The organism is Streptomyces sp. NPDC101194 (assembly GCF_044767885.1).
GTDB lineage: Bacteria > Actinomycetota > Actinomycetes > Streptomycetales > Streptomycetaceae > Streptomyces.
The window spans coordinates 679327-690958 of the sequence record NZ_JBIWOS010000001.1 but is presented as its reverse complement, the minus strand read 5'-3'; the positions used below and the strand labels follow the sequence as shown (position 1 = coordinate 690958).

At 71.2% G+C, this 11632-nt stretch carries 12 protein-coding genes; 5 read left to right on the top strand and 7 right to left on the bottom strand.

The features are described 5' to 3' along the window. Window positions 1–42: 42 nt before the first annotated feature. A complete protein-coding gene (locus ACIRP2_RS03005; protein ID WP_404245913.1) occupies window positions 43–1302 on the bottom strand; it encodes an NAD(P)/FAD-dependent oxidoreductase in 1260 nt (419 codons plus the stop codon). 253 nt (window positions 1303–1555) lie between these two features. Further along, window positions 1556–2938: a deoxyguanosinetriphosphate triphosphohydrolase gene (locus ACIRP2_RS03000; protein WP_404247143.1), complete on the bottom strand. Its 1383-nt coding sequence runs from the start codon at window positions 2936–2938 to the stop codon at window positions 1556–1558. Window positions 2939–3127: 189 nt separating this feature from the next. Between ACIRP2_RS03000 and ACIRP2_RS02995 the strand changes: the two genes are divergently transcribed. Further along, entirely contained in the window at window positions 3128–3841 is a 714-nt protein-coding gene (locus ACIRP2_RS02995) for a vancomycin high temperature exclusion protein (RefSeq protein WP_404245911.1), read from the top strand. A 31-nt stretch (window positions 3842–3872) separates the two neighbouring features. On the opposite strand, the gene cutA is transcribed toward ACIRP2_RS02995, so the two are convergent. Both cutA and ACIRP2_RS02985 read right to left on the bottom strand, forming a co-directional pair. Then, window positions 3873–4211, bottom strand: coding sequence for a divalent-cation tolerance protein CutA (gene cutA / locus ACIRP2_RS02990; RefSeq protein ID WP_404245909.1), 339 nt, complete (start codon window positions 4209–4211; stop codon window positions 3873–3875). A gap of 88 nt (window positions 4212–4299) precedes the next feature. After that, a complete protein-coding gene (locus tag ACIRP2_RS02985; RefSeq protein WP_404245907.1) occupies window positions 4300–4926 on the bottom strand; it encodes an NADPH-dependent FMN reductase in 627 nt (208 codons plus the stop codon). Between the two features lie 88 nt (window positions 4927–5014). Between ACIRP2_RS02985 and ACIRP2_RS02980 the strand changes: the two genes are divergently transcribed. The 3 genes from ACIRP2_RS02980 (at window position 5015) to ACIRP2_RS02970 (ending at window position 7677) form a co-directional block, all read left to right on the top strand. Continuing rightward, a complete protein-coding gene (locus ACIRP2_RS02980; RefSeq protein ID WP_404245905.1) occupies window positions 5015–5815 on the top strand; it encodes an aminotransferase class IV family protein in 801 nt (266 codons plus the stop codon). 437 nt (window positions 5816–6252) lie between these two features. Further along, window positions 6253–6942 carry a hypothetical protein gene (locus tag ACIRP2_RS02975; RefSeq protein ID WP_404245903.1) on the top strand — a complete coding sequence of 230 codons (690 nt, stop codon included), beginning with the start codon at window positions 6253–6255 and terminating at the stop codon, window positions 6940–6942. 111 nt (window positions 6943–7053) lie between these two features. Next, complete coding sequence (locus ACIRP2_RS02970; protein ID WP_404245901.1) at window positions 7054–7677, top strand: class F sortase; 624 nt, start codon at window positions 7054–7056, stop codon at window positions 7675–7677. A 24-nt stretch (window positions 7678–7701) separates the two neighbouring features. Here ACIRP2_RS02970 and ACIRP2_RS02965 read toward each other — a convergent pair whose 3' ends face one another. Beyond that, window positions 7702–8490, bottom strand: a complete 789-nt coding sequence (locus ACIRP2_RS02965; protein ID WP_404245899.1) for a sulfite exporter TauE/SafE family protein — start codon at window positions 8488–8490, stop codon at window positions 7702–7704. Between the two features lie 177 nt (window positions 8491–8667). Here ACIRP2_RS02965 and ACIRP2_RS02960 point away from each other — a divergent pair, with 177 nt between their 5' ends. Further along, window positions 8668–9597 (top strand): oxidoreductase, encoded by a 930-nt coding sequence (locus tag ACIRP2_RS02960; protein ID WP_404245897.1) that lies wholly within the window; start codon window positions 8668–8670, stop codon window positions 9595–9597. Between the two features lie 22 nt (window positions 9598–9619). On the opposite strand, the gene ACIRP2_RS02955 is transcribed toward ACIRP2_RS02960, so the two are convergent. Then, on the bottom strand, window positions 9620–10033 hold the full coding sequence (locus ACIRP2_RS02955) for a VOC family protein (RefSeq protein WP_404245895.1): 414 nt from the start codon (window positions 10031–10033) through the stop codon (window positions 9620–9622). 102 nt (window positions 10034–10135) lie between these two features. After that, window positions 10136–11110 carry an ArsR/SmtB family transcription factor gene (locus tag ACIRP2_RS02950; RefSeq protein ID WP_404245893.1) on the bottom strand — a complete coding sequence of 325 codons (975 nt, stop codon included), beginning with the start codon at window positions 11108–11110 and terminating at the stop codon, window positions 10136–10138. Window positions 11111–11632: the final 522 nt, after the last annotated feature.

Sequence of the window (11632 nt, the reverse complement as noted above, 5' to 3'; positions counted from 1 at the left end):
CCCGGCCCGGCCCGCCCGGCGCGGCCCTGCCCGGTTCCGGGATCAGCTCAGGGCGGCCAGCGGTACCGACGGGTCCGCCAGCGCGTCCGGATCGATCTGCCGGCCGGACCGGATCAGTTGCTGCACGTCCCCGGTGACGTCCCACACGTTGACGTTCATCCCGGCCAGCACCCGGCGGTCCTTCAGCCAGAAGGCGATGAACTCGCGCTTTCCCGCGTCGCCGCGGATGACCACCTGGTCGTAGCTGCCCGGAGGCGCCCAGCCCGAGTATTCGAGACCGAGGTCGTACTGGTCGGAGAAGAAGTACGGCACCCGGTCGTAGCCGACCTCCTTGCCGAGCATCGCGAGGGCCGCCGCCGGGCCGCTGTGCAGCGCGTTCGCCCAGTGCTCCACGCGCAGCCGGACGCCGAACAGCGGATGGGCCACATTGGCGACGTCACCGGCCGCGAAGATGTGCGGGTCGGAGGTGCGCAGGGAGGTGTCGACGGCGATGCCTCCGCCGTCCTTGCGCGCGGCCATGGCGAGCCCCGCGGCCTCGGCCAGTGCGGTACGCGGGGCGGCGCCGATCGCCGCGAGCACGTCGTGGGCCGGGTGCTCCTCGCCGTCGTCGGTGCGGACCGCGAGGACCAGGCCGTCCTGGCCGATGATCTCGGTGAGGCGGACGCCGAAGTGGAAGCGGACCCCGTGGTCGGTGTGCAGATCGGTGAAGATCTGGCCCAGCTCGGGGCCGACGACATGGTGCAACGGGGTCGGCTCCGGCTCGACGACGGTGACCTCGGCGCCGTACCCGCGCGCCGCCGCCGCGACCTCCAGGCCGATCCAGCCGGCCCCGGCGATCACCAGATGGCCGTTGTCGCGGCCGAGGGTGGTCAGTACGTTGCGCAGCCGGTCGGCGTGGGCCAGACGGCGCAGATGGTGGACACCGGCCAGGTCCGTACCCGGAACGGGCAGGCGGCGGGGCTCGGCCCCGGTGGCGAGCAGCAGCTTGTCGTAGTGGACGACGGTGCCGTCGCCGAGCTGTACGGAGCGGGCGTGCCGGTCGAGGGCGGTGACGGGCTGGCCCAGGTGGAGCTCGATGTCGGCACCCGCGTACCAGGCGGTCTCGTGGACGAAGACGCTGTCCCGCTCCTCCTTGCCGGAGAGATAGCCCTTGGAGAGCGGCGGCCGTTCGTACGGATGATCGCGTTCATCGCCGAGGAGGATCACCCGGCCGCTGAAACCCTCCGTCCGGAGCGTCTCGGCCGCCTTGGCTCCTGCCAGTCCTCCGCCGACGATGACGAACGTCCGATGTGCGTCGACCACTTGATGCCTCCTCGGTGCTTGCTGCGCGGGGCCCGACTGCGAGCGTCCCGCACGCAGCGTGATGGCGAAAGAGGGTGTACACCGATCAGGTCACACCCAGTGGTCACAGGCAAGTCCGCGCGGCTCGCGGACAGGGTCGCGGACGAAGCCGCGCGGCGGTGGGAACGGGCCTCGCGCGCCGGTGTCCCGAGCGCGGGAACGCCCGTCGGTGACGACGGGCCGGGCCGTCCGCCGGGGGGCGGAACTCCGCCGGTCAGCGGCGGGGTCCGGCGAGCGAGGCGTGCAGCGAACGTGCCGAGGCATCGGTCAGGGCGGCGATCTGGTCGACGAGGACCCGCTTGCGGGCCCGGTCGTCGTCGGCGGCGTCGAACAGCGCCCGGAACTGCGGCTCCAGTCCCTCCGGGGCGCGCGCGGTCAGCGCGGCGGCCAGTTCCGCGATGACGATCCGCTGATCGGCGCGGATGGCCTCCTGCTCGGCGCGCTGCATGACGTAGCGGTCGGCGACCGCCTTGAGCACGGCGCATTCGTTGCGTGCCTCGCGGGGGACGACGAGCTCGGCCGCGTACCGGCCGAGCCGGCCCGTCCCGTGAGCCTGCCGGGTGCCGCTCTCGGCCGCCAGGCAGAAGCGGCCGATCAGCTGACTCGTCGCGTCCTTCAGCCGGGCCTGGGCGACGGCCGAACCGTCGTAGTTGTCCGGCCACCACTCCTGGCCGATGAGCCGGTCGAGGGCGTCGCTCAGTTCCTCGGGATCGGTGTCCGCCGGGACGTAGCGTCCGATGGCGACCGCCCAGATCGCGTTCCGCTCGGGCTCGGCGTAGAGGCAGTTGGGATCGATGTGCCCGGCGTGCAGCCCGTCCTCGAAGTCGTGCACCGAGTACGCGACGTCGTCGGACCAGTCCATGACCTGGGCCTCGAAGCACTTGCGGTTCTTCGGGGCACCCTTGCGGGCCCACTCGAAGACGGGCAGGTCGTCCTCGTACACCCCGAATTTCGGGGAGTCCGGGTCGAAGGGGTGACCGCCGCGCGGCCACGGGTACTTGGTGGCGGCGTCCAGGGCGGCGCGGGTCAGATTGAGTCCGACGCTGACCAGATCACCGGTCCGGGTGTCGGGGACGAAGCGCTTCGGTTCGAGCCGGGTCAGCAGGCGCAGCGACTGCGCGTTGCCCTCGAAGCCCCCGCAGTCCGACGCGAAGTCGTTGAGCGCCTGCTCCCCGTTGTGTCCGAACGGCGGGTGGCCGAGGTCGTGGGCCAGGCAGGCCGTCTCGACCAGATCGGGGTCGCAGCCGAGCGCCGCCCCGAGTTCGCGGCCGACCTGGGCGCATTCCAGGGAGTGGGTGAGCCGGGTCCGCGGGCTGGCGTCCCAAGCGTGGCTGCGGGTACCGGGGGTGACGACCTGGGTCTTGCCCGCGAGCCGGCGCAGTGCGGCGGAGTGCAGCACACGGGCGCGGTCGCGCTGGAACGCGGTACGGCCGGGCCGCTTGTCCGGCTCGGTGTCCCAGCGTTCGGCGTCGGCCGCGCGGTAGGGGGCCGAGCCGTGTTCCTGCGTGCCGTGCGCGCAGTCCATGTCCTGTGTGCACTGCGTGGTGTGTGTGCACTGTGTGTCGTCCGCGCCTTGTACTTCCCGCGTGCCGTCCATGCCGTCCATGGTTCCGACAGTAAACGTCCTGGCTGACAGCGGGGCTCAGGCGGATGCGCGCCGAGCGGCCGGCGGGAACCACTGGGCCGTCGCGGCTTCGGCCACCGATGAAACCGGGAGACGGAGAACCCTTTCCCCGCGTCGTTCGTCCGGTCATGTGGGACGACACGGCACGAGCAGGGGGCACCCATGGAGGAGAAGCAGCCGGGACGAACGACGCGGCTCGGGCGGTTCCGGCCGCGGTGGCCGCGGACGCGGCGTGGGCAGCGGCGCCTCGTACAGGGGGTGATGGTCGCCTGCGTGGCGGCGCTGATGCCCGCGACCTGGATGCACTCCGTCGCCGACGCCCGGGTCAGGACGACCGCAGACGCGCCCGCGCAGCAGGTCGCCGTGGTGTTCGGGGCCGGGCTCTGGCACGGCAGGCCGTCGCCGTATCTGGCGAACCGGCTGAACACCGCCGCCGAGCTGTACCGGGACGGAAAGGTGAAGGTCGTGCTCGTGACCGGTGACAACAGCCGGAAGGAGTACGACGAGCCCGACGCCATGCGCACGTATCTGAAGGCGCACGGCGTGCCGGACAAGCGCATCGTGAGCGACTTCGCCGGGTTCGACACCTGGGACTCGTGCGTCCGCGCCAAGAAGATCTTCGGGGTCGACCGCGCGGTGCTGGTGAGCCAGGGGTTCCACATCCGGCGTGCGATCGCGCTGTGCCGGAGCGCCGGGATCGACGCGTACGGCGTCGGCGTCGACGCCGTACACGATGCGACCTGGTACTACGGCGGGACACGGGAGCTGTTCGCGGCGGGGAAGGCGGTGCTGGAGTCCACGTTCAAGCGCGAACCGCACTTCCTCGGTCCGAAGGAGCCCGGCATCGGGGAGGCCCTGGCCGCGGACGAACGGTAGGGACGCGCCGGGTCCGACGCGTCCGCCCGCTCTAGAAAGAGGCGTCCGGGGCGGTCTCGGAGGAGACCCAGTCGAGGTAGCGGGCGCTGCCCCGTACCACCGGGACCGCGACGACCTCCGGTGTCCCGTAGTCGTGCGCCGCCAGGAGATGGGCCTCCAGTTCGTCGTACCGCTCCGCCGTCGTTTTGAGCAGCAGCTGCCACTCCTCGGTGGTCTCGATGGCGTTCTGCCAGCGGTAGACCGAGGTGACGGGCGCGGAGATCTGCACACAGGCGGCGAGCCGCGCCTCCACCGCGCCCTGCGCCAGCGCGTGGGCCTTCTCCTCGCTGTCCGTCGTGGTCAGTACGGTCAGCCATGCCGGCGTCGTCACCTTCGGGCTCCTCCCTGTCGGTTGCGGGGCGTCCTCGCGCCCCTCGTCGATTGTCGGGGGCACCACGGCGCGGCGCAGTGTCCGGCGTTCAGACGTCGTACGGACGGACGGCCTTGGCGTCACGCAGCGCGCGCCCCCACCAGTCGAGCCGGTCGAGCAGCGTCTTGGCCGCCGCGTCGCAGCCCGAGGGGTCCTTGGGCCTGCCCTCCTCGTCGAACAGGGCGCTCGCGTTGTGGAACGAGACGGTTTCGCGGATGCCGACGCCGTGCAGCTCCGCGAAGACCTGCCTCAGGTGCTCGACCGCGCGCAGACCGCCGGAGACTCCGCCGTACGAGACGAAGGCCACGGGCTTGGCCTGCCACTCGGCGTGGTGCCAGTCGATCAGGTTCTTCAGCGGGGCCGGGTACGAGTGGTTGTACTCGGGGGTGATGACGACGTAGGCGTCGGCCGCCGCCAGCCTGGAGGACACGGCGGCCAGTCGCGCCCGTGCGTCGGCGTCGGGCCGGTGGGAGAGGGCGATCGGGAGATCGAGCTCCGCGATGTCGATCAGGTCGGTCTCGATGCCGGGCCGATGGTCGGCGTGCGGGAGGAACCAGTCGGAGACGACGGGGGCGAACCGTCCTTCACGATTGCTGGCGAGAATGACCGCGACCTTCAGGGGCGCGGTGGAGGCGGTGGAGGCCGCCATGGATGTGGGTGCCGTGGTGAGGTCCATGCGGAGAGGCTCGTATGTCAACCATGGTTGAGGTCAAGCCGCGTCCCTCGGCGTCCGCCGCCGCACCCCGCGGCATACCGTGGACCGCATGACGACTCCCCCTCCCGCACCCTTCCCGTACGCGGAGTTCAACGGTCACCCGGCCACCGAGGCGGATCTACGGATTCCCGCCTTCCTCAACTACGGCCATTTCACCGCCATGCAGGTCAGGGACGGACAGGTACGCGGCCTCGCCCTGCATCTGGCCCGGTTGGACTCCGCCAACCGGGAGCTGTTCGAGCGTGCCCTGGACGGGGAGCGTGTGCGCGAGCTGATCCGGCACGCGCTGGACGGTGCGGGGGTACGGGACGCCTCGACCCGGGTGTACGGCTACCTGCCGCCGGGCGACGCGGAGACCACCGTCATGGTCACGGTGCGCGGGCCGGCCCGGAAGTCCGCCGAACCGCACGACCTGATGTCCGTTCCTTACGCCCGGACCGTGCCGCACATCAAGCGCCCCGGCGAGTTCGGCCAGACGTACTACGCGACGCTCGCCTCCCGGGCCGGTTTCGACGAGGCCCTGCTGACCGCGCCGGACGGCGCGGTGACGGAGGGGGCGATCACCAACATCGGCTTCTGGGACGGTACTTCGGTCGTCTGGCCGGACGCCCCCTGCCTGCGCGGCATCACCATGGCACTGCTGGAACAGGAGCTGCCCGGCGTGGGGCTGGAGTCCGTACACCGCCGGGTGGCGCTGGACGGGATCGGCGCGTTCCAGGCGGCGTTCCTCACCAACTCGCAGGGCATCGCGCCGGTCCGGCGGATCGACGACATCGCGCTCGCGGTGGACGAGGAGCTGATGCGTCGGATCGGGCGGGCCTACGACGGCACGCCGTGGGACACCGTCTGACGCCCGGCGGCTCACACGTCCGCCCCCGTCGGCCGGTCCGCGGCCGCGCCGGCCCGGGAGCACAGCGCCCCGGACTCCCGACGCGGAACGCCCTCACCGGACCCAGGGGGTGGGTCCGGTGAGGGCGGTGGCCGGGAGCGGCCCGGTACACCGTCCCGTGGGGGGTGTCAGACGTGTGCCCGACACTCGCAAGGTCATGCGTGTGACGTGCGCCACTTTCTTTCGGAAGGGCGTCACTCGATCGGCACCGGTCGGTAAAGGGCCGGTCATCCTCGCTTCGATCACCGCTGTGACCTGCACACATACCGTTTGGCAAGGATGCCGCGCCGGGCCGTTCGGGTGAAAGCTGACTTGGTGTCAACAGGCGTGGAGGGCGGGCCGCCCGTTAGCTCGGAGTCAGGACACACCTACTCGCGCAGTTGCCGGAGGAACCCCCCATGCGCCCTGCCCGCCTAGTGACCGGTACCGCCGCGTCCGCGGTCACCATAGCCACGCTCGGCCTCCTCTCCGCAGGGCCGCCCGCGTACGCGGCTGATACCGGCACTCCGTGGATCGGCTCGGCCGGCGCGCCGCGGGCCGACGGCGACCAGGAAGGGCACGGCCGCGACGGGGACGGAGCGAACAACTCGTCCGGATCCGGGCTCAACTCCCCGTTCGGCCTCAACGTCCCCTCGCTCCTCGACTCCGCAGGCGGGCTCAACGCCTTCTCCGGGCTCAGCGCCCCCTCCAGGGAGGGTTCGAACGAGCGTGGGAGCGGGGATCGCAACCAGTCCGGGGACGGGGGCTCGGGCCGGCACGACAGTTCGTCCGGACGCAACAACTCGTCGTCGGGACACGACAGCTCGTCCGGACGCAATGAGTCGTCGTCCGGACGGGACAACTCGGGGCGCGACAGCTCCGAACGGGACGGCGCGGGACAGAATTCGTCCGGCCGCGACAACTCGTCCGGACGGAGTGATTCGTCCGCGCCCAACGCCCCCAGCGGGCACGTGAAAACAGGCGTCGGCGGCAGTGTCCGGCCCGACACCTCCCAGATCGCGGCGGGCGCCGGCGTACTCGCCGCGACCGTCGTCGGCGGAGCCTGGCTCCTGCGTCGCCGGGCGAGCGGCACGCAGGAAGCCGGCTGACGGAGACGGATTCACGTCTCCGTACCGCCTGGAATCCGTCCCGGTGGCCGCGCGGCCACCGGGACGGGACCGTACCCGTACCGTCTCCGCCCCGTCACCCGGAGGACGACCGTGCCCCAGAAGGCCGAGAGCTGGCTGCTGGTCATCGCGGCACTGGCCGGTGTCTGGCTGATCCGCCACGGCGCCGACGCCGGGCTGCTCCCGCCCCAGCCGACCTCCGCGCAGGCCTTCGCCGGCGGCCCCGGGCCGCAGCCGGGGTCCCCGGTCGCCGAACCCCTGGGGCCGTCGGCGCCCGTGCGCCTGCGCATTCCCAGCATCCGGGTGGACGCCCCGATGATGCGGCTGGGACTCGGGGCCGACGGCAGTCTCGACGTGCCGCCCGCCGGAAACCGCAATGTCGTCGGCTGGTACCGGGACGGCACTCCCCCCGGCTCCAGGGGCAGCGCGATCGTCGCCGGTCATGTCGACAACGCGCAGGGGCGATCGGTCTTCTACGACCTGGGCACCCTGCAGAAGGGCAGCAAGGTCGAGGTCGTCCGGCAGGACGGGCGTACCGCCGTCTTCTCCCTCGACGCGATCGAGGTCTACCAGAGCCGGAACTTCCCCGACAAGCGTGTGTACGGAGCCTCGCCCTACGCCTCGCTGCGACTGATCACCTGCGGTGGCGGTTTCTCGAAGTCGACGGGATACGAAGGCAATGTGGTGGCGTACGCGCACCTCACCGAGGTGCGGTGACCCCCGCTTTCCGGGGCCGGTCGCTCATGCCGCCCACTGGTCGAAGGCCAGTTTCGCGACCAGCGAGAACACCACGACCAGCAGAACCCCGCGGACGAACCCGCTGCCCTTCCTGAGCGCCATCCGCGCCCCGACCAGTCCGCCGGCCAGGTTGAACACCGCCATCAGCGCGGCCAGTTGCCAGAGCACATTGCCCTGGTAGGCGAACATCGCCAGCGCCCCGCCGTTGGTGCACACGTTGACGATCTTGGCGGTGGCGGACGCCGTCACCAGGTCGAGATGGAGCACCGCGGTCAGCGCGAGCACCAGAAACGTTCCGGTACCGGGGCCGAACAGCCCGTCGTAGAGCCCGATGCCGCCGCCGACCAGCACGATCGCGGTCACGGTACGGGCCCGGGTGACCTCGCGCCGGACCCCCTCGTCCGTCGCCGTGCCGAACGAGGGCCTCAGCATCACGAACGCCGCGACCGCCAGCAGCACCACCATGATCACGGGCCGCAGCACCGCGCTGCTGATCCCGGCCGCGAAGAACGCGCCGGTCATCGATCCGGCCAGCGCCGCGAGCCCGATCCGCAGGGCCGTCCCGACCTTCACCGGCGCCTTGCGCACGTACGTCACGGCGGCGCCCGACGTACCGACGATCGCGACCGCCTTGTTCGTACCGAGGACGTGCGCGGCCGGGACGTGCGGCAGGCCCAGCAGCAGAGCGGGCAGCAGGAGCAGTCCGCCGCCGCCGACCACCGCGTCGATCCAGCCCGCCGCGGCTGCGGCGAGGCAGAGGACAACCAGTGTGGTGAGTGCTATGTCGGGCATGATCGCGACCCTAAGGACGAGGTAGGTGCCCCGTCCAACCGCTTTGGCCGGATCGCGGGAAAGTTGAGCCAACTCTGAGGTTGCCGGACATCCGGCCCCCCGACGGCCGCCACACGGCACGCTTCGGGATCCGACCGGCCCGTTCCCCCTCCGCGCCCCGGTCGTACGCTGGGGTCCATGAGCCAGGGCTGGAACGCGAGCGACATCCCCGACCAGAGCGGCCGTACCGCCGTGGTCACCGGAGCCAACAGCGGGATCGGGCTGATCACGGCACGGGAGCTGGCCCGGCACGGCGCGCGGGTACTGCTCGCCTGCCGTGACGAGAAGCGCGGCAAGGAGGCCGGGTCCCGGATCCGGACGGCCGTGACCGGCGCGGACGTGGAGTTCGTTCCGCTCGATCTGGCCGATCTGGATTCCGTGCGCGAGTTCGCCGCGGCCCACGCGCCCGACCGGATCGATCTGCTGATCAACAACGCGGGCGTGATGGCGCTGCCGTACGGGAGGACGGCCGACGGATTCGAGAGGCAGTTCGGCGTCAACCATCTCGGCCACTTCGCCCTCACCGGACTGCTGCTCCCGAAGCTCCTCGACACCCCGGGGGCGCGTGTGGTGAGCGTCTCCAGCGGGATGCACGCCCTGTCCAACATCGACATCGGGGATCTCAACAGCGAGCGGAACTACCGCCGTTGGATCGCCTACGGCCGCTCGAAGACCGCCAATCTGCTCTTCGTCCACGAGCTGGCACGGCGGCTGTCGGCGGCCGGTTCCGGGGTGGTGGCCGCCGCGGCGCACCCCGGATACGCAGCGACCAATCTGCAGACGGCGGGCGTCCGGATGGAAAGCCGCAGGACGGCGGAACGGGTCTTCGAGATCGGCAACCGGATCATCGCCCAGCCCGCGTCGTCCGGAGCGCTGCCCACCCTGTACGCGGCCACCGCGCCCGGCGTGCGCCCCGACTCGTTCACCGGGCCGAGGCTGATGGGCTGGCGCGGTGCGCCCGCCCCGTCGTGGCGAGCGGGCTGGACCTTCGACGATGTGGCGAGCGAGCGGCTCTGGGTGGCGTCCGAGCAGCTCACGGGAGTGACGTATCCGGGCCTCAAGCCCTGAGACCCGGCGACCACCGTCGGCCTCAGGCCTGCCGGCCCTCGACGGCGGCCGGGTCCATCCACATGACCTCCCAGATGTGGTGGTCCGGGTCCTGGAAGGAACGGCCGTACATGTGACCGAAGTCGATCGTCTCGTTGGCGGGCGATCCCCCGGAGGCGAGGGCGGTGTCGACCAGCTCGTCCACCTTCTCGCGGCTCTCCGCGCTCAGCGCGAGGATCACCTCGGTCGACTTCGAGGAGTCGGCGACCTCCTTCTTGGTGAACTCCTTGAAGCGGGGTTCGGTGAGGAGCATGGCGAAGATGGTGTCGCTGATGACGAGACATGCGGTGTTCTCGTCGCTGAACTGCGGATTGCACGAGAAGCCGAGCTTGCCGAAGAAGGCCTTGGTCGTCTCCAGGTTCTTGACCGGCAGGTTCACGAAGATCATCTGAGGCATGGCCGTTCCGTTCTCTCTGGTGTTCGAACGATTGACGACAGGTGGACGACGGGGCGGCACGGAACTCATCGGTGCCGGCGAAGAAATCCTCCGCCCCCGGATTCAGGACACGGCGAGCGGCGCGCCGCCCCGGAGCAGTGATCCGCCCAGCGGGGTCAGCGTATGCAGGACCGAGCTGCCGTGCCGCAGCGTGTGGATCAGGCCGGCCTCGCGCAGCACGCAGGCGTGCTGGCTCGCCGAGGCGAGGGAGACTCCGGCGCGGCGGGCGAGTTCGCTGGTCGTGCAGCCGTTGCCGATGGCGCTCAGGACCGTGGAGCGGGTATGGCCGAGGAGCCGGCCGAGCCAGGGGCCCGGTTCCGCGAAGACCGGGGCGCGCGAGTGGGTGACCGGGTAGACCAGGACCGGCGGGAGCCGCGGGTCGCGGAGGACGACCGCGGTGGCCCGGCAGAAGAAGGACGGCTGGAGCAGCAGCCCCCGGCCGTCGAGGTGGACGTCGCGGTCGACGGGGTAGTCGGCCTCCAGCACGGGGGCCCGCCAGCGGATCACGGGCGGGAGGGAGGCGAGCAGCTCTTCCGCCCCGCCGTCCAGGAGTGCGCGGCCGCGGACGGCACGGTCTGCCTCGACGCTGGCCTGGATGTGCGGCCAGTACGGTTCGATCGCGGCTCGGTGGTACCCGCGCAGGGCGCCGATGAGCCGGTCGAGCGACTCGACACGCCTGCGGGGGACGCGGCCCGCCTCGCGGCGTTCGGTACTCAGGAGGGCGAGTTCGGCGCGGATCCGCCGGGGCGGGGTGTCGCGCAGGACCTCCATTCCGGCGTCGATGCCGTACGGCTCACCACTTTCCTGAGAAGGCGTCAGAAAGTCCGGGAAATAGCCGCGCGGTGGAATCACCGCGGCCAACGGGCGTACTTCATCATTCAACCGGGGCCGGGTTTCCTTACGCCATTCCCCGAACACCTTGGAACCGCGCCGGTCCCTCAGCCGGTGAAAACTCAGAATGGTTTCCCACAGCGCATCCGGCCGGGTGGCCATCCGCACCTTGGAAAGGTCCACCCCGGACATGTGGATGCGCAGCACCGAACCCCCACCTGTTGCACCTGCAATTACCCCCACCCCAGGGTATGCGACCCATAACAGCACGTCACCACGGGGTTTCGGCCAGAGGTGAAACGCCTCGCCCGCAGGTGCCATCACCCGAAAAGCTGTACGACGTCGGGTGCGAATCCGGAGCCACCGGAAGAGCGGGTGAAGGCCGTGGGGGGTTTTGCTCGTTCGGCGGCGGTCGGCGACGGTGCGGCTCCGTGCCCGGCGGGGGTAAGCCGGGTGCGGTCCGTGGATGGGGATCCACGGACCGCACCCCGGTCCGATACCGACCGATGTCTTTGCATATTGAACGAACTTTGCGTATTGAACTGCGCGGGAGAGCGAAGAAAAGACACAACGCCGAACAACGCCTTTCCCCAGAACAAAACGAGGCGGGGGGGCCCCCCCCGGGGGGGGGCCCCCCGGGGGGGGGGGGGGGGCCCCCGGGGGGGGGGGGGGGGGGGCGGGGGGGGGGGGGGGGCCCCCGGGGGGGGGGGCGGGGCAGCGACAGTGGGG